This window comes from Corallincola holothuriorum, assembly GCF_003336225.1.
Classification (GTDB): Bacteria; Pseudomonadota; Gammaproteobacteria; order Enterobacterales; family Neiellaceae; genus Corallincola; species Corallincola holothuriorum.
Window position 1 is genome coordinate 193,180 of the sequence record NZ_QPID01000001.1, and the last position, 16,554, is coordinate 209,733.

Below are 16,554 nucleotides of genomic sequence, written 5' to 3' on the forward strand. Positions count from 1 at the left end.
CTGGAAATATGAGCAGAGCCTGTTAAGCTTGGCCAAAAAAACAATAATAAAAAGGCGAGCTATCATGTCTAAATCTTTGAAGCAGTGGCTAAATGAATACGGCGTGAGCCATAAAAACCCAACCAATAAGGCGATTCACTGGGTCGCTGTGCCTACCATCTATTTTACTGTGTTAGCAATGTTATGGTCGATCCCTGTACCTTGGGATGGCGCTCTGTTGCCTTGGTTGAACTGGGGCTCATTAGCGATGTTGCCAGTGTTTGTGTTCTATTGGCGATTATCCCTATCCCTCGCGATCGGCATGCTAGTGATGACGTTATTGATGTGCGCAGCGTTGTTGGGTTATCAGACGTGGGTGGAGTTTCCCCTGTTTTATAGTGCCGCGATCGTTTTTGTGATCGCTTGGATCTTTCAATTTATTGGTCACGAAATTGAAGGTAAGAAACCCTCGTTTTTTAAGGATCTACAGTTTTTGTTGATAGGTCCGCTTTGGGTGATGCATTTCCTTTACCGTCGCTGGCATTGGCCAGTGTAGATGGCAGGCAGGTAGGTAGCACTCGCCCTTGGTGATGATAGTTGTAGAAGGGCGAGTGAATCAGTTAACTAGTTAATGTTGTTTTGCCGCTTCTGCCAGCAGATCGACACCAAACTCTTTCAATATCGATGTCAGTGAAATCAGCGGCAGGCCAACCAAAGTATTGGGATCTTTGCCACTGAGAGAGTCAAACAGGGTGATCCCCAGCGCTTCACTTTTAAAGCTGCCAGCACAGTTGTAGGGCTTTTCTACCCGAAGGTAGTTCTCTATCTCAGCGATGCTGAGGTGGCGAAATCTAACCACAAAGGGCTCTACTATCGAGATACAGACGCCGGTGGCTGATTCGTAGACCGCTAACCCGGTGTAAAAAGTCACCTCTTTACCGCTGGCTTGTTGCAGTTGTTTCACTGCATTCTCATGAGTGCCAGGTTTGCCAAGGATCTGATTATCGATCACAGCCACTTGGTCTGAGCCGATAATTAATGCATCGTCAAACAGTGACGATACCGCCGCTGCTTTCTCTTCAGCGAGGCGTTCGACCAGTGCTGTCGGGGCTTCCCCATCCTGAGCTGATTCGTCAATATCTGGCGATGCGCAGGTGAAAGGGACGGATAATTTCTCTAATATCGCTTTTCTAAAAGGGGAAGTTGAGCCGAGTACTAAGGTTTTCATAGTTTCTTTTTTACGCTGATCACTGTTACCGCCTAGTATACGCCCGATTATTCTTCTACTTAAAACCTCATTTTCCTTTGACTCTGGGGTATTAGGTCATTATCATTCGCGCCCTATGCGAAAGGTGAAGTTACCCGTACGTCTAGATCCCATACGAAATTCGCAAAAGCGAACCTCGTATGATGGAGAAATAGACGCAGTACGTTTTAGTCGGCTCAGTGAAATGGCTCCGTTGTTGGCGCCGGTTTCTGTGGCGCTTAAATGCGGGATAGACGCGCAAGGCCTGGCAGTAGTGGATGCGTCCATTAAAGCTAGCCTGACACTCACATGTCAGCGTTGTAACGAAACCTTTGAACAGGAGTTTGAAGTTCATTCGCAGTTTTGCCCGATAACGGCGAAAGTGAATGTGGATGAACTGCCTGATGCTTATGAGCCAGTTGAACTTGATGAAAATGGTGAAGTTGAACTGCACACTCTGGTTGAAGATGAACTGATGTTAGCTGTACCGATTGTGCCTATGCATGACGATGCGGATTGTCCTCAGTCTTCGAAAACCATGGTGTTTGGTGAAATAGAGCCTGCTGATGAGCGTCCAAACCCCTTCGCTATACTGAATTCGTTAAAAAGTGATTAACTGAGGAGTAGGGCAGATGGCCGTACAAAAAGTTCGTAAATCTCGTTCCAAGCGTAACATGCGTCGTGCCCACGACAGCCTGACTGGACCAACTTTGTCTGTAGATGCGACTTCAGGTGAAACTCACCGTCGTCATCACGTGACAGCTGACGGTTTCTACCGTGGTCAAAAGGTTGTCGGTTAATACCGAAGGCCTATTTTGTCACATCTAACCCTAGCGTTAGATGCCATGGGGGGCGACCATGGCCCCTCTATTACAGTGCCTGCAGCTTTGCAGGCATTGCATTCTCACCCCCATCTTAAGATCCAGTTGTTCGGCCTCGAACAAGAACTCACGCCCTTATTAGATAAGTCATTACCCGCAACTCTCACTGATCGTATCTCTATTCATCATGCTGATGACGTTGTTAGCATGGGTGATAAACCGTCATTCGCGCTGCGTAATCGGCGGCAGTCTTCTATGCGTCTGGCGCTAAACGCGGTGGCTGATGGTCACGCTGATGCTTGCGTTAGCGCGGGAAATACCGGCGCGTTGATGTCGATGGCCAAATTTGTCTTAAAGACTCTGCCTGGTATTGAGCGTCCCGCATTGATTGCTGCTTTGCCAACCGAAGTTGGCAAGCGGGTACATATGCTCGATTTGGGCGCGAACATTAATTGCGATAGTGAAACACTGTTTCAATTTGCTTTGATGGGGCATGTATTAGCGCAACAAGTTGAACAAATTGAACGCCCTAAAATCGCTTTGCTGAATATCGGTGAAGAGGAAACCAAGGGTAATGATCAGATTAAACAGACAGCACAATTACTGTTAGACAGTGACGATATCCATTTTGTTGGCTATATAGAAGGCCGGGACATTTTTACTGGTAACGTCGATGTTGTGGTTTGTGACGGTTTTGTCGGTAATGTTTGTTTAAAAACCTGTGAAGGGTTAAGCCAGTTCATCATCAAAGAGTTTAAGCGTCGCTTCAAACCTAAAGGTTGGCTAAAATTTCTGCTACCTTTTGTTTTACCGACGCTTTCTCGGATGTTAAAAGGGATGAACCCCGACCAGTACAATGGCGCAAGTCTGTTAGGATTGCGCGGCATCGTGGTCAAGAGCCACGGTAACGCCGATCTTAAGGCGTTTCAGCACGCGATAGATGAAGCAATCGTGGAAATGGAACGTCAGGTGCCTAAGCGCATCAAAGATCAACTCGAAGCCGCTCTGCTGGATAAACATTGTTAATATGATGTACAGCAAAATTTCTGGAACAGGCAGTCACCTGCCTGAGCTTGTTCGTACCAATGCCGATCTTGAAGAGATGGTAGATACCACTCATCAATGGATCGTTGAACGAACAGGTATTATCGAACGTCGTATCGCCGGCCCTGATGAAACTGTCGCAACCATGGGTGCAGAAGCAGCCAAAAATGCGCTTGAAGCTGCAGGGTTAACGGCTGATCAACTCGATATGATTATCTGCGCAACGACAAGTGCAGAACACGCCTTCCCGTCGGCCGCATGTGAAATACAGCGGATCCTAAACGCGCCACCTATGCCTGCATTTGATGTGGCGGCGGCCTGTGCTGGATTTAGCTATGTATTGAGCGTGGCAGATCAATTTATCCGCACAGGCCAAGCAAAGAATATCTTGGTGATTGGTGCTGATGTCCTTAGCCGCATGACCGACCCGGAAGATCGCGGAACCATCATCTTATTCGGTGACGGTGCGGGGGCTGCGGTTCTGACTGCTAGTGAAGAGCCGGGTATCTTGTCTACTCACATCAACGCCGATGGCCGTTATGGAGATTTGCTGAAAGTCCGCAATATGCGGCCTGGGCAAAAGGAGCATGATTGGCTATTCATGAAGGGCAATGAGGTGTTTAAAGTAGCCGTCACTAAGCTAAGTGAAGTGGTTGAACAAACACTCAAAGCCAATAACCTGGATAAGCAGGAGTTAGATTGGTTGGTTCCTCACCAAGCCAACCTGCGAATTATTCAGGCAACAGCCAAAAAATTGAAGATGTCGATGGATCAGGTGGTGGTTAATCTACACAACACCGGGAATACATCTGCGGCATCTGTACCTGTCGCGCTCGATGAAGCCATCAGAGATGGTCGGATTAAGCGCGGCGAACTTCTGCTATTGGAAGCCTTTGGCGGTGGTTTTGCCTGGGGCGCGGCACTGGTTCGTTATTAAACCCATTATTCATTGATGTGAATGGTAGTTAGGTGAAAAGATTATGAGCAATAAGTTTGCATTTGTATTTCCTGGTCAGGGTTCTCAAACCGTTGGCATGTTGGCTGATCTGGCGAACAATGAGGTCGTTCAGGCCACGTTCGCTGAAGCATCAGCTGTACTGGGATATGACTTGTGGAAGCTGGTATCTGAAGGCCCGGTAGAAGACTTGAACCAAACTGACCGCACGCAGCCAGCGTTGTTGGCTAGTTCTGTCGCGCTATTCCGCCTTTGGCAGAGCCAAGGTGGTGAAATGCCGAGTGTGATGGCCGGTCACAGCTTGGGCGAATACTCCGCTTTGGTTTGTGCGGGAGTGTTGTCTTTCGTCGATGCGATTAAGTTGGTTGAGCAACGGGGCAAGTTCATGCAGCAGGCGGTACCTGCGGGTGAAGGTGCTATGTCTGCCATCATCGGCCTGAGCGATGAAGAGATTATCTCTGCTTGTGAGAAAGCCGCTGAGAATGAAGTGGTGTCGGCAGTGAACTTTAACTCCCCTGGTCAGGTTGTAATTGCAGGCTCCGCTGCAGCTGTGGCACGTGCAAATGAACTTTGTAAAGAAGCTGGTGCCAAACGAGCGTTACCGCTTCCGGTTAGCGTTCCTTCGCACTGTGCATTGATGAAGCCCGCAGCGGAACAGCTGGCAACATCGTTGGATTCCGTAGAGCTTGCAACACCTGTTGTACCGGTTGTTAATAATGTTGATGTGGCTCAGGCCACTGACGCCGCTGAAATTCGTGATGCGTTGGTTAGGCAGTTACATAAGCCTGTGCGTTGGACTGAATCCGTGCAATCAATGGTCGCCGGTGGTGTGACTGAATTCGTTGAAGTAGGACCGGGTAAGGTACTTTCAGGCTTGATTAAGCGTATTGACCGTTCTGCAACTTGTGTTGCTGTCAATGACTTTGCCAGCCTTGAAAACGCGCTGACCAAATAATTTGAGGAATTAAAAAACATGTCATTGAACTTGAGCCTGGAAGGTAAAGTTGCTTTGGTCACCGGCGCTAGCCGTGGCATCGGTAAATCAATTGCCCTGAAACTGGTAGAGCAGGGGGCTTTTGTTATCGGTACAGCAACCAGTGAAAATGGCGCCAACGCCATTGCTGAATATCTTGGTGAACATGGTGCAGGCAAGGTACTAAATGTCACTGAGCAGGCGTCGGTTGACACATTGTTTGCCGATATCAAAGAATCTCATGGTGGTGTTGATCTGTTAATTAACAACGCTGGCATCACCAAAGATAATCTGTTCATGCGAATGAAAGAAGATGAGTGGGAGTCAGTGATCGATACTAACCTGACCTCACTGTTTCGCCTGAGTAAGGCAGTCATTCGTACCATGATGAAGAAACGTGGCGGTCGTATCGTCAATATCGGATCTGTGGTTGGTACTATGGGCAACGCTGGCCAGGTGAATTACTCGGCAGCAAAAGCGGGTTTGATCGGTTTTACTAAATCTTTGGCTCGGGAAGTTGCCAGTCGCGGAATCACCGTGAATGCGATCGCGCCCGGATTTATTGAAACTGATATGACACATGCTCTTGACGAAGGTCAGCGCGGCGCTATTTTGTCTCAGGTACCAATGGAACGTCTTGGAAGCCCAGAAGAAATTGCCTCAGCGGTGGTCTTTTTGGCATCTGATATGGCTGGCTATATTACGGGCGAAACGCTGCACGTAAATGGCGGCATGTATATGGTTTAACCAAAGAACACATTTTGTTCTGCAATTTTCATAAATAACGCTAAAATCGTGGTTTGACCACTTTGAGTTCTTTAGCCAATAGCTTGAATCTTTTGGCCTATCGAATACACTAGGCAAAAATTCGCGAAAGCGTTATTTGTTCATAAAGGAAAATATAGAAAATGAGCACTCTTGAAGAACGCGTAAAAAAAATCATCATCGAGCAACTGGGTGTTAAAGAAGAAGAAGTGAAAAACGAAGCTTCTTTTGTTGATGACCTCGGTGCAGACTCGCTGGATACAGTTGAGTTGGTGATGGCTCTTGAAGAGGAATTTGATACTGAGATTCCTGACGAAGAAGCTGAAAAGATCACAACTGTTCAATCAGCTATCGATTACGTCCAGTCTCACCAGGACTAATCAAAAAGATTTCAGGAAGGCGGCGCTTAAGCCGCCTTTGTTTTTTGTAGGGTTAACTCCTTATGGAGGCAGAACGTGTCTAAACGTCGTGTAGTAATCACTGGCATGGGGATGCTTTCCCCTGTTGGTAACAGCGTTGAAGAGTCCTGGCAGGCTCTGGTAGCGGGTAAAAGCGGTATCGGTCCTGTTGAGGGGTTTGATGTTGAAGCTTTTTCCACGCGCTTTGCTGGGCAGGTAAAAGACTTCAATGTTGAAGACTATATGTCGAAGAAAGATGCTCGCAAGATGGATCTGTTCATTCAATATGGTATTGCCGCTGGTATTCAGGCAATTGAAGATGCCAAATTGGAGATTACAGACGAAAACGCAGCGCGTGTAGGCGCAGCGATTGGTTCGGGTATTGGTGGGCTAGGTCTCATCGAAAAGAGCCATGAAGCTCTGCTGGCTGGCGGTCCTCGCAAGATTTCACCTTTCTTTGTACCTTCGACCATTATCAACATGGTAGCTGGACACCTTTCAATCAAATACGGTTTGAAAGGCCCGAATATTTCTATTGTCACCGCCTGTACCTCAGGTGTGCACAATATCGGCCATGCTGCACGTATGATCTGCTACGGTGATGCTGACGCCATGCTGGCTGGTGGTGCTGAGGCCGCTTGTACGCCACTTGGCTTGGGTGGTTTTGCCGCTGCGAAGGCGCTTTCAACTAGAAATGATGAACCACAGCAAGCAAGCCGCCCGTGGGACAAAGATCGTGATGGTTTTGTGCTCGGAGATGGTGCTGGCATGATCGTACTTGAAGAGTATGAATCAGCGAAGGCTCGCGGAGCGAAGATGTACGCAGAAGTGGTTGGTTTTGGTATGAGCGGCGATGCTTATCACATGACTTCACCACCAGCAGACGGCAGCGGTGCCGCAGCGGCAATGGTAAATGCGCTGAATGATTCTGGTATTGATTACGACAAAGTCGGTTATATCAATGCTCATGGTACATCAACACCAGCAGGTGATATTGCTGAAACAGCTGCGGTTAAGTCAGTCTTTGGTGAACATGCCTATGACCTGAAGGTCAGTTCAACTAAGTCGATGACAGGCCACTTGCTAGGCGCTGCGGGTGCGATTGAAACCATCATCACAGCACTGGTATTGGAGAAGGGGATTATTCCTCCCACCATTAACCTTGATAACCCCGCCGAAGGTTGTGATCTGAATTATTGTGCGCATACCGCCCAAGAAACGGACGCAGAATATGCACTAAGCAATTCATTCGGTTTTGGTGGTACCAACGGATCCGTGCTTTTGAAGAAAATCTAAGTTACGGAAACTGTTGCTGAATAAAAAAGCCTGATACCTTATGGCATCAGGCTTTTTTATTATCTGTGATAACACTTTTGCACCTCATTAATGGCGTAGCCTCATCTCAAATTGATGTTAACGATCGCGGCCTTCAGTATGGCGATGGTTTCTTTACCACTATGTTGGTTACCGACGGCCATGCTCAATGGTGGGATCACCACTTGGCGCGATTGCAAACCAGTGCGCAGCGTTTATATATTTCCGGTATTGATTGGCATCGCTTAGAACGTGACGTTTTTGCGACCGCATCAGCACAGCCATCATCGGTGATTAAGGTGGTTATTACGCGAGGCAGCGGTGGCCGTGGTTATAGCCCGCAAGGATGTAACCTGCCCTCTGTGATTGTCAGCCAGTTCGCTGTCCCTGCACATGTAGATGCATGGCAGCAGAATGGAATAAGTTTAGGTGTCGCAAAATTTAAGCTGGGTGTTAGTCCAGCGCTGGCTGGTTTGAAAACACTTAACCGCCTTGAGCAAGTATTAGGTAGGCAAGAGGTGTTGGCGTTAGGCGTTGATGATGCCGTATTTTGCAATGTTAACGGCGATGTAATAGAGACAAATGCTGCCAATATATTTTGGCGTAAAGATGAGCTTGTATATACATGCGATCTTTGCGGTTCCGGGGTTGCAGGGGTGATGAGCCAAGTTGTGTTGGACACGCTTAGCGCAGAAAATATCCCGTTCAATGTCGTCAAAGGTACGTTAGATGCATTGCGTTCTGCAGATGAAATTTGGATAACGAACAGCGTACAACAAGTTGTTCCTGTCAGACTATTTGATGGCCGAGTGATGCAAGATTTTGCCTTTAGCCGAAGGCTGCAAGCGATCATCATGGAAGGAAATAGATGAGTTTTTGGAAACGTTTTAGTGTGTTTGTCATTGGCTTAGCCATGCTGGGTATTGTCGCCGTGGCAATAGTCTTTGCTCGTGTTGATAGCTATTTAAATCAACCGCTTTTTGTCAATGAACCGGTCATTTATGCTGTTGCTAGCGGCAGTCATTACCGTAAAGTATTGGATGAGTGGCAGCAGCAAGGTTGGATCCGCGGAGCCTGGCAAAGCCGGCTGGTTGGTCGTGTCTATCCTGAACTTGTAGCGATCAAGGTCGGTACCTTTCAAATTCAGCCCAATGCTACGCTCAGGGAAAGTTTGGCTTTACTCAGTGGCGGTGCTGAATTTCAGTATCAATTGACCTTTGTAGAAGGTGAACGTTTTCGTGATTGGCGACTGAAGCTACTGGAAGCCCCAGGCTTAAAACGCACACTGGGTGAGTTAAGTGATGCGCAAGTGAAAGAGGCGTTAGCCATTGAGTCGCCATCTGTCGAAGGATGGCTCTATCCTGATACCTATTTTTATACTCAGGGCAGCACTGATCTGGAACTGTTGCAGCGCGCCCACGATGCAATGAAAGCCCAACTTGAGTTCGCTTGGCAGCAGCGAGATCCTGATATCCCGCTAAAAAGTGAGTATGAGGTGTTAATTATGGCCTCGATCATTGAAAAGGAGACCGGCGTTGATGACGAACGCCCTCGGATATCCTCCGTATTCGAAAATCGCCTTAGGTTAGGCATGCGCTTACAAACGGATCCGACCGTTATATACGGCTTAGGGGACAGCTATCAAGGGGATATTAAACGGGTTCATTTGCGTCAAAAGACCGCATATAACACCTATGTGATCCCTGCTTTACCGCCTACGCCTATTGCGATGCCGGGAGTTAACTCGCTGATGGCAGCCGTGAAACCGGAAAAATCGGATTACCTCTATTTTGTCGCCAGCGGTGGCGGGCGTCACTATTTCTCCCGTACCTTGAAAGAGCATAATCAAGCGGTCAGAAAATATATTCTTGGAAAATGATAATGAGTGAAGTAACAGTCCCGGGTAAATTTATTGTTATCGAAGGGCTCGAAGGTGCCGGCAAGAGCACAGCTGTCACTGCGGTGACGGAGTTTCTGGCTTCCCACGGCGTGCGCGATATCTTAACAACGAGAGAGCCAGGTGGTACGCCGTTGGCGGAGCAACTACGTAATATCGTGAAATCTCCGACCCTGGATGAACCGGTCGCTCCGGAAACTGAGTTGCTCTTGATGTATGCCAGTCGCGCACAGTTGGTCAAAACGGTTATTGAACCCGCGTTAGCCGCTGGGAAATGGGTATTGGGCGATCGCCATGACTTGTCGAGTCGCGCGTATCAAGGCGGTGGTCGCGGGATTGACGATGGTCAGATCCAGGCAATAAAACATGCAGTGCTTGGTGACTTTAAACCGGACTTAACGCTCTACATGGATATAGATCCTGAAGTAGGCTTAGCTAGGGCTCGAGGGCGGGGCGAATTAGATCGTATTGAGCTGGAAGCGCTCGACTTTTTCGTGAGAACACGAGAGCGCTACTTGACCCTGGCCAAGCAAGACCCAAGTATTAGAACCGTTGACGCTGGGGTTGCCATACCGCAAGTGACGCAACAAATAAATGATCTGCTCGCCGAAGAGGTTTTACCGTGGCTCAGCAAGTGCTAAGTGCATTGCAGATGCCTTGGCTGCGGTCAGCCTACGGTACGTTAGCTCAAAGTGTTGCAGCCAATCGTTTACCTGCGGCGGTGCTGTTGACTGGCGTTGCCGGTATTGGCAAGCGAACCTTAGCCGATGATCTCGCTTCTCTGCTTATCTGTGTTCAACCCCAACCAACAGAGTTGGGGCATCTTCGCGCCTGTGGCCAGTGTAAAAGCTGCCAATTGAAAGACGCAGGAAACCATCCTGATTACCTTTTTCTTACCGCCAATGACAAGGGCACGATCACTGTTGATGCGATTCGGGAACTGACGCGAGTGACCGCTCAAGCCACTCACCAGTCGGGTCGGCGAGTCATTGTGATTGTTGGCGCAGAAGCAATGAACAGTAACGCCGCGAATGCGTTGTTGAAGACCCTTGAAGAGCCGCCCGCCGGTACGTTTATCATAATGACTACGGCAGTTTCGAGCCGGTTATTGCCGACCATTATTAGTCGTTGCCAACATTACCCGCTATCGGCATCACCCGAGCAGGCAACCGATTGGCTACAACAACACCAGCTCAATGTTGATTTCAATGTATTGACGTTATTGCAAAATGCGCCGTTGGCGTTGCAAAACTTCATTCAATCGGAGGAATACTCTCAGTTGCAGGCTTTTTCTGCTTTGTACGCTAGGTGGCAGCAGGGCGAGAAAGGCGCCTTAAATGAGTTGAAAGAACTGATCGCTCAGGCGCCTGTCGAACGTATTAACTGGTTAATCAACTGGGTTAGCGCCGAAGCGAAACAAGCACCTTCGCCACTGGCATCGCAGTTGTCCCAGTTTTACCGCAATTTGCTGAACAGTCGTGTCGTGTTGTCACAATCTGGTATCAATCAAGTGTTACAGGTGGAAAAAGTGATCAGCTATGGAGTATTAGTCAATCGTGAATAATCTATCTCGGCCGCGATGGCGTTGGATAACACGCACGTTTTTCATGCTGCTTGTTATCGGAACGCTGACAGCCTGTAGCACTAAAATGGTTTATAACTATTTGGACTGGATAGTGCCTTGGACGATTGACGACTATATAACGCTGGATAGCGAGCAAGAGGCATTCGTTGACCGCTCTCTCGCTCAGGTATTGAGTTGGCACCGGCAAGAGCAGCTGCCTCTGTATGCGGCAGATCTTGAGTCGCTCCGTTCTGCACTAAAATCTGAACTCACCATCGATGAGGTCGTTGGCTTCACTAAGAAGGCGCGGGCGCACTGGTATCAACTGATAGAAGTGATGTTTCCCCCCTTGGTTGAGTTTGGCCAGAGCTTAAGTGACGAACAGGCCAGACAGTTAGTTGCAACTGTGCGCGAAGAGCTAGACGAAATAAAGGCCGAACATGATGAGCAGACCCTCGAGGAACGTCAGCAAGAGTGGCGTGAGGGGATGGAAGAGGGACTGGAAGATTGGCTAGGGTCATTAACTGACGGCCAAATCCTGCGAATTAAAGAGTGGAGTGAGACCCGAACGAGCAGTTTTGATCTCTGGATCGCATATCGCTACCGTTGGGTGGATGAGCTTGAACAAACGTTAGCGAAGCGCAATCAGCCAGCGCAGTTTCAGCAGAGTGCTGAACATCTTTTGTTACAGCTCGATGAGATCCGAGGGGGCGAGTATCTTGCCGCTATCGAAAAGAACCGGCGTTTTTACGCGCAGATGATCGTTGATATCTCCACATCAATGACAAAACAACAACAGACACACTTAGATGACAAACTTAGTGAGCTAATTAATGATTTAACTGAGTTGCATCGGGAGGAATAGTAATGTCGCAAGGTTTGCCTATGGGGCCTGTGATGATTGACTTGGAAGGAACAGTGTTGAGCGCGGAAGAGAAAGCGCTCTTACTTCATCCCGCCGTTGGTGGATTGATTTTCTTTAGTCGTAACTTCCAAAGCCGAGAACAGATCACCAGGTTAGTGGCCGAGATCCGTAGCGTTCGACCAGAACTGCTGATCGCCGTTGATCATGAAGGAGGCCGAGTACAGCGCTTTCGCGACGGATTTACCCATATTCCAGCAATGGCAAAAATCTTTGCAGCGTGTGATGGTGATATGGCAACGGCGTCATCCTGGGCTACGCATTTTGGCTGGTTGATGGCCTCAGAGTTATTGGCGGTTGATATCGATATTAGTTTTGCACCTGTGCTTGATTTGAATGGCATCAGTGAAGTGATTGGTGATCGCGCTTTCCATAGTCAACCTGCACAAGTGGCTTCGCTGGCATCGGCGTTTATTGACGGTATGCATCAAGCGGGTATGAAAAGCACCGGTAAGCACTTTCCTGGTCATGGTTCGGTGGCTGCAGATAGCCATGTGGCAGTGCCGGTTGATGAGCGCCCAAGTGCGATGATCCGCGACTATGATATGACCGTGTTTAGTCGCTTATCTGCGGATCACAAGCTAGATGCGATTATGCCAGCCCATGTGATATATCCGGATCTTGATGCACTGCCAGCAGGCTTTTCACCTTATTGGTTGCAAACAGTGCTGCGCGGCGAACTCGATTTTGACGGTGTTATTTTCTCTGACGACCTGACGATGGAAGGCGCCAGTGTTATGGGCGACTATCATGAGCGTACCGCAGCGGCTTTAGCTGCTGGTTGTGATATGTTGTTGGTTTGCAATGATCGAAAAGCTGCAGTTGAGGTGTTAGATTCGGTGCAGAAATTGGCACCATCTTACTCCCCACGTCTGCAGAAGATGCGTAAGTCTGCGGCGCCAAGCTGGGCAAATTTGACCGCGTCACCGCGATGGCAGCAGGTACAGGCGATCATTTCGGAAAATTTTGCTTAACTTATCTTTTGACTCAGCGCATTCGTAGATTCGATTTATTCGCCTATATTCAGAAAGCTGGCGCAAAATTGGGAGCAGAAAATGATTATTTACCTACATGGATTTGATTCGACAAGTCCTGGCAATCACGAGAAAGTGCTACAGCTTAAATTTATTGACCCTGATGTACGCGCCGTGACGTATAGCACCATGCATCCAAAGCACGATATGAGCCATCTACTGAAAGAGGTGATGCGGGATGTCCGAGAAGCGGGGGATCCTAATCCGCTGATTTGTGGTGTGGGATTAGGCGGTTACTGGTCTGAGCGGATCGGTTTTCTGGCGGGAATAAAATCGGTGATCATTAATCCCAACCTTCAACCCGAGGTAACGATGGAAGGGAAGATCGATCGGCCGGAAGAATACAAAGATATAGCCGGTAAATGTGTGTCTGAGTTTCGCAATAAGAATAAGGGACGTACGTTAGTCGTATTGTCTCGAAATGATGAGGTGCATGACAACACGGTTAGCCATGATGCCTTGGCGCCATATTACGATGTGATTTGGGACGAAGAGCAGAGTCATAAGTTCAAAAAGCTCTCGCCCCATCTGCAACAGATTAAAGCATTTAAGGAATCGAGCGAATAGCTTAAACTATGTGACAGCTAGCATGTTTTGCGGGCCATTTGGCCCGCTTTTGTTTTTTTAGGAGCGCCGAATGAGCGAAATTAAGATTGTTGTCGTTGGTGGTGGTGCCGGTGGTTTGGAGTTGGCAACTAAGCTGGGACGTCGTCTTGGTAAAAAGGGCAGAGCGGAGATCACCCTGGTTGACAGAAAACGTACCCATATCTGGAAGCCGTTATTGCACGAAGTGGCTGCAGGTTCGTTAGATGATGGTGTTGATGCGCTTAGTTACCGTGCTCATGCCCGCAATCATCATTTTCAATTTCAGCTGGGTGCTTTATCGAGAATAGAACGGGACAGTAAGCAAATTGTTCTTGCGCCGATGAATGACGAGAAGGGCGAAGAGCTCATGGCTGAACGCACGCTCGATTACGATTACTTGGTGATCTCTCTAGGTAGTGTGTCCAATGACTTTAATACCCAAGGTGTTAGAGACAATTGTATCTTCCTTGACTCGCCTGAACAGGCTAGGCGTTTTCACCGTGAGCTACTCAATGCGTTTTTGAAAGTGGGTGGCGGCAAGAATGAAACCCTCGATATCGCCATTGTAGGCGCAGGCGCTACAGGCGTAGAACTGTCTGCAGAGTTACATAAAGCGGCGGAAGAAGCCGCGCTGTACGGTGTTAAAGATGCCGGACGCGATAAGTTGAATGTCACTTTGGTTGAAGCTGGGCCTCGCATCTTGCCTGCACTACCTGAGCGAATTAGTGGTGCTGCACACAAAGAATTATTAGATCTGGGTGTTGCAGTAAAAACCGCCACCATGGTGACGGAAGCTACCAGTTCGGGTTTGAAAACCAAAGATGGTGATGAGATCCCTGCACAGTTGATGGTATGGGCTGCAGGTATTAAAGCGCCAGACTTTCTCGCAGAAATTGGCGGCTTAGAAACCAATCGTATTAATCAGCTGGTGGTTAAGTCGACGTTGCAAACAACTAACGATGATTCAATTTATGCATTGGGTGATTGCGCGAGTTGTATTCAGGAAGACGGAAAGCCTGTCCCTCCACGTGCTCAGGCCGCGCATCAGATGGCCTCTCACGTGTATAAGAATTTGCTCGCGCAGTTAGAGGGGAAGCCGCTGACAGCGTATGAGTATAAAGATCATGGTTCGCTTGTTTCATTAAGCAAGTACACCACGGTGGGAAGTCTGATGGGCAACCTGACGAGAGGATCAATGCGAGTTGAAGGGCGCGTAGCGCGGTTCGTTTATATCTCTTTGTATCGTATGCACCAGTTTGCACTGCATGGCTGGTTTAAGACGTTATTGCTACTACTGGTTGGTCAAATCAACCGTGCGTTACGTCCAACGTTGAAATTACATTAATGAGTAAATACGCGTCTTCAGTATTGATCAACGTACTCTATCTCGGGCTCGGCCTGTTGTTCTCGTTCAGCGCTCAGGCATTTAAACCTGAGCCCCCTGAACGAGTACCAGGCCTTGGTGTTGCCGTGCCTGATTCGGATATCGACAATAAGCTGAAGCATTATTGTCGTCCTATCGCGGCGTGGAGCAGGCCTGCATACATGTTGTGCCTAGAAGCGGGGGTGTCAGTCAATCTCGCGATCCGTGAGTATCATGCAGCGGAGTGTTCGGCACAGGATACTCGTGGGATATGTGAACAGGCGCGTGGGCTTTATCAGCGCAATTTTCGGCTTTGGGATGGCTCAGTAGACAATGTTGGTCGTGCGCAGGCACAGCTGGGCGCGGCAGGGCGGAAAAAGGTCGCAGCTTCTGCTGGTGTTGCCCAGTGTAAAAATCGTTATCAGCAAGCGATCGATAGTCACCGAACAAAACTTGATCAAATACTGCTTTGGCTGGAACAAAGGAAGCAGGTTACGAGTGGACTTTCGGCGGAAAGCTTACTGCTGTTGGAGCGCAATGCCAGCGAGAAGTTAAGCCTTAGTGGTTTTAAGCCGCCGGTCTCTTCTCCTACCTGCCAGCAAGCGATGAAAGGCTCCCATGCCAAGCTCGTGCAAGAACAAAGTGAAATACGTAAACAGTTAAGTGCTAAACAAGTCTCATGGCGAACTGAAGCAGAGCGCTTATTGGCCGTTCGTGCTTGCGAACAGCCGACGAAAAGGCGAATTCTGGCTTTACAGCAGCAATACCTGCAATCGCATCAGTCTGAATCAACAGCGATAGGGCTGGCACTGTTGCAGCCATCGGGGTTCGTGTTTGCTAAAGGCAACAGATTCCGCTTTGACCGCCATATTGCTGATCTCGCCAAGTTGGCAGTTGCTGATCCGAACACCTTAGTTGGTGACGACGAGGTGCTGCTGGTTCAGCAAAACTGTTCCGTGAGCAGTGAGTTGCAGTTGCAGCGTATGGCGCAAACCCAGCGCCAGCAGTGGTTCCTGTTGCAGCGTGACCTCTGGGTTGTAGATTACCTAGCGGCTGGTAAGCGCTTGCCCAAATTGACACCTTCTAACACAAAGGTTTGGTTGTTTAGCGGGCTTGGGTTGCTGTTTATTACGATCGTAGGTGTCTGCATCTATCCGCTTACTATTGCGCGCATCAAGGCCATCATGAGGAAGCGTAAGTCCGAGTGATCGCAACAAGCCATGCTATGACGTTTTTGGCGTTATGGGATGCTCTGTGACTTCATAAAGCTCTATGGGGAGCCCGTCAGGATCAGCGAAAAAGGTATAGCGCTTGCCGGTATATTCGTCGATTCGGATCGGCTCACTCTTTATGTCGTGATCACTTAGGTATGCCACCATCTCATTCATTGAGCTGACTGCAAATGCAAGGTGGCGTAAACCTTGTGCTTCGGGATAGCTTGGTCTCTCTGGTGCATCAGGAAAAGAGAATAGCTCGATCTGCGTACCATCTGGCAGGCCCAAGTCCAATTTGTATGAACGGCGCTCTGCACGATAGTTTTCTGCGATGATCTTTAAACCAAGTACTTCACAATAGAAATGTTTCGAGCGTGGGTAATCGGAGCAGATGATCGCTATATGATGAACGCCTTTAAGCATTTGCATTTCTCACTACTCTGATTGGCGAAAAAAAAGCGCCAGATTGTCTCCTGGCGC

Annotated in this window: 20 protein-coding genes; 18 read left to right on the forward strand and 2 right to left on the reverse strand. The window is 48.6% G+C overall.

The window, feature by feature from the left end:
• The first annotated feature begins 64 nt into the window (after positions 1 to 64).
• Positions 65 to 535, forward strand: a complete 471-nt coding sequence (locus tag DU002_RS00890) for an Mpo1 family 2-hydroxy fatty acid dioxygenase (protein ID WP_114336467.1) — start codon at positions 65 to 67, stop codon at positions 533 to 535.
• Positions 536 to 607: 72 nt separating this feature from the next.
• Here DU002_RS00890 and DU002_RS00895 read toward each other — a convergent pair whose 3' ends face one another.
• Positions 608 to 1,207, reverse strand: coding sequence for a Maf family protein (locus tag DU002_RS00895; RefSeq protein WP_114336468.1), 600 nt, complete (start codon positions 1,205 to 1,207; stop codon positions 608 to 610).
• A gap of 124 nt (positions 1,208 to 1,331) precedes the next feature.
• Here DU002_RS00895 and yceD point away from each other — a divergent pair, with 124 nt between their 5' ends.
• The 17 genes from yceD to DU002_RS00980 all read left to right on the forward strand — a co-directional run bounded on the left by yceD (position 1,332) and on the right by DU002_RS00980 (position 16,068).
• Positions 1,332 to 1,841: a 23S rRNA accumulation protein YceD gene (gene yceD, locus DU002_RS00900; RefSeq protein WP_199405133.1), complete on the forward strand. Its 510-nt coding sequence runs from the start codon at positions 1,332 to 1,334 to the stop codon at positions 1,839 to 1,841.
• Positions 1,842 to 1,857: 16 nt separating this feature from the next.
• Positions 1,858 to 2,025, forward strand: coding sequence for a 50S ribosomal protein L32 (gene rpmF, locus DU002_RS00905; RefSeq protein WP_114336470.1), 168 nt, complete (start codon positions 1,858 to 1,860; stop codon positions 2,023 to 2,025).
• A 15-nt stretch (positions 2,026 to 2,040) separates the two neighbouring features.
• Positions 2,041 to 3,072, forward strand: a complete 1,032-nt coding sequence (plsX, locus tag DU002_RS00910; RefSeq protein WP_114336471.1) for a phosphate acyltransferase PlsX — start codon at positions 2,041 to 2,043, stop codon at positions 3,070 to 3,072.
• Between the two features lie 4 nt (positions 3,073 to 3,076).
• Positions 3,077 to 4,027 carry a beta-ketoacyl-ACP synthase III gene (locus DU002_RS00915; protein ID WP_114336846.1) on the forward strand — a complete coding sequence of 317 codons (951 nt, stop codon included), beginning with the start codon at positions 3,077 to 3,079 and terminating at the stop codon, positions 4,025 to 4,027.
• A gap of 43 nt (positions 4,028 to 4,070) precedes the next feature.
• Positions 4,071 to 5,000, forward strand: coding sequence for an ACP S-malonyltransferase (fabD, locus tag DU002_RS00920; protein ID WP_114336472.1), 930 nt, complete (start codon positions 4,071 to 4,073; stop codon positions 4,998 to 5,000).
• A gap of 18 nt (positions 5,001 to 5,018) precedes the next feature.
• Positions 5,019 to 5,765: a 3-oxoacyl-ACP reductase FabG gene (gene fabG / locus DU002_RS00925; RefSeq protein WP_114336473.1), complete on the forward strand. Its 747-nt coding sequence runs from the start codon at positions 5,019 to 5,021 to the stop codon at positions 5,763 to 5,765.
• A gap of 161 nt (positions 5,766 to 5,926) precedes the next feature.
• Positions 5,927 to 6,163: an acyl carrier protein gene (gene acpP / locus DU002_RS00930; protein ID WP_114336474.1), complete on the forward strand. Its 237-nt coding sequence runs from the start codon at positions 5,927 to 5,929 to the stop codon at positions 6,161 to 6,163.
• Between the two features lie 75 nt (positions 6,164 to 6,238).
• On the forward strand, positions 6,239 to 7,477 hold the full coding sequence (gene fabF, locus DU002_RS00935; protein ID WP_114336475.1) for a beta-ketoacyl-ACP synthase II: 1,239 nt from the start codon (positions 6,239 to 6,241) through the stop codon (positions 7,475 to 7,477).
• 65 nt (positions 7,478 to 7,542) lie between these two features.
• Positions 7,543 to 8,367 (forward strand): aminodeoxychorismate lyase, encoded by an 825-nt coding sequence (pabC, locus tag DU002_RS00940; RefSeq protein ID WP_158537922.1) that lies wholly within the window; start codon positions 7,543 to 7,545, stop codon positions 8,365 to 8,367.
• Positions 8,364 to 9,374, forward strand: a complete 1,011-nt coding sequence (gene mltG, locus DU002_RS00945; protein ID WP_114336477.1) for an endolytic transglycosylase MltG — start codon at positions 8,364 to 8,366, stop codon at positions 9,372 to 9,374. Before pabC ends, mltG begins: the two co-directional genes overlap by 4 nt.
• Positions 9,375 to 9,376: 2 nt before the next feature.
• Positions 9,377 to 10,033: a dTMP kinase gene (tmk, locus tag DU002_RS00950; RefSeq protein WP_114336478.1), complete on the forward strand. Its 657-nt coding sequence runs from the start codon at positions 9,377 to 9,379 to the stop codon at positions 10,031 to 10,033.
• Positions 10,015 to 10,956, forward strand: coding sequence for a DNA polymerase III subunit delta' (locus DU002_RS00955; RefSeq protein WP_114336479.1), 942 nt, complete (start codon positions 10,015 to 10,017; stop codon positions 10,954 to 10,956). The genes tmk and DU002_RS00955 overlap by 19 nt, the downstream gene beginning before the upstream one ends.
• A 43-nt stretch (positions 10,957 to 10,999) precedes the next feature.
• Entirely contained in the window at positions 11,000 to 11,821 is an 822-nt protein-coding gene (locus DU002_RS00960; protein ID WP_114336480.1) for a DUF6279 family lipoprotein, read from the forward strand.
• A gap of 20 nt (positions 11,822 to 11,841) precedes the next feature.
• Complete coding sequence (nagZ, locus tag DU002_RS00965; RefSeq protein WP_114336847.1) at positions 11,842 to 12,852, forward strand: beta-N-acetylhexosaminidase; 1,011 nt, start codon at positions 11,842 to 11,844, stop codon at positions 12,850 to 12,852.
• 81 nt (positions 12,853 to 12,933) lie between these two features.
• Positions 12,934 to 13,479, forward strand: coding sequence for an alpha/beta hydrolase YcfP (gene ycfP, locus DU002_RS00970; protein WP_114336481.1), 546 nt, complete (start codon positions 12,934 to 12,936; stop codon positions 13,477 to 13,479).
• Positions 13,480 to 13,549: 70 nt separating this feature from the next.
• Entirely contained in the window at positions 13,550 to 14,842 is a 1,293-nt protein-coding gene (locus DU002_RS00975) for an NAD(P)/FAD-dependent oxidoreductase (protein ID WP_114336482.1), read from the forward strand.
• Positions 14,842 to 16,068 (forward strand): hypothetical protein, encoded by a 1,227-nt coding sequence (locus DU002_RS00980; protein WP_114336483.1) that lies wholly within the window; start codon positions 14,842 to 14,844, stop codon positions 16,066 to 16,068. Before DU002_RS00975 ends, DU002_RS00980 begins: the two co-directional genes overlap by 1 nt.
• A gap of 15 nt (positions 16,069 to 16,083) precedes the next feature.
• Here DU002_RS00980 and gloA2 read toward each other — a convergent pair whose 3' ends face one another.
• Positions 16,084 to 16,497, reverse strand: a complete 414-nt coding sequence (gloA2, locus tag DU002_RS00985; RefSeq protein ID WP_114336848.1) for an SMU1112c/YaeR family gloxylase I-like metalloprotein — start codon at positions 16,495 to 16,497, stop codon at positions 16,084 to 16,086.
• Positions 16,498 to 16,554: the final 57 nt, after the last annotated feature.

Bases quoted from the DNA above. Each gene is read 5' to 3' on its own strand.
- DU002_RS00890 (WP_114336467.1), top strand. From the start codon at position 65: ATGTCTAAATCTTTGAAGCAGTGGCTAAATGAATACGGCGTGAGCCAT.
- DU002_RS00895 (WP_114336468.1), bottom strand. From the start codon at position 1,207: ATGAAAACCTTAGTACTCGGCTCAACTTCCCCTTTTAGAAAAGCGATA.
- rpmF (WP_114336470.1), top strand. From the start codon at position 1,858: ATGGCCGTACAAAAAGTTCGTAAATCTCGTTCCAAGCGTAACATGCGT.
- DU002_RS00915 (WP_114336846.1), top strand. From the start codon at position 3,077: ATGTACAGCAAAATTTCTGGAACAGGCAGTCACCTGCCTGAGCTTGTT.
- fabD (WP_114336472.1), top strand. From the start codon at position 4,071: ATGAGCAATAAGTTTGCATTTGTATTTCCTGGTCAGGGTTCTCAAACC.
- fabG (WP_114336473.1), top strand. From the start codon at position 5,019: ATGTCATTGAACTTGAGCCTGGAAGGTAAAGTTGCTTTGGTCACCGGC.
- acpP (WP_114336474.1), top strand. From the start codon at position 5,927: ATGAGCACTCTTGAAGAACGCGTAAAAAAAATCATCATCGAGCAACTG.
- mltG (WP_114336477.1), top strand. From the start codon at position 8,364: ATGAGTTTTTGGAAACGTTTTAGTGTGTTTGTCATTGGCTTAGCCATG.
- tmk (WP_114336478.1), top strand. From the start codon at position 9,377: ATGAGTGAAGTAACAGTCCCGGGTAAATTTATTGTTATCGAAGGGCTC.
- DU002_RS00960 (WP_114336480.1), top strand. From the start codon at position 11,000: ATGCTGCTTGTTATCGGAACGCTGACAGCCTGTAGCACTAAAATGGTT.
- nagZ (WP_114336847.1), top strand. From the start codon at position 11,842: ATGGGGCCTGTGATGATTGACTTGGAAGGAACAGTGTTGAGCGCGGAA.
- ycfP (WP_114336481.1), top strand. From the start codon at position 12,934: ATGATTATTTACCTACATGGATTTGATTCGACAAGTCCTGGCAATCAC.
- DU002_RS00975 (WP_114336482.1), top strand. From the start codon at position 13,550: ATGAGCGAAATTAAGATTGTTGTCGTTGGTGGTGGTGCCGGTGGTTTG.
- DU002_RS00980 (WP_114336483.1), top strand. From the start codon at position 14,842: ATGAGTAAATACGCGTCTTCAGTATTGATCAACGTACTCTATCTCGGG.
- gloA2 (WP_114336848.1), bottom strand. From the start codon at position 16,497: ATGCTTAAAGGCGTTCATCATATAGCGATCATCTGCTCCGATTACCCA.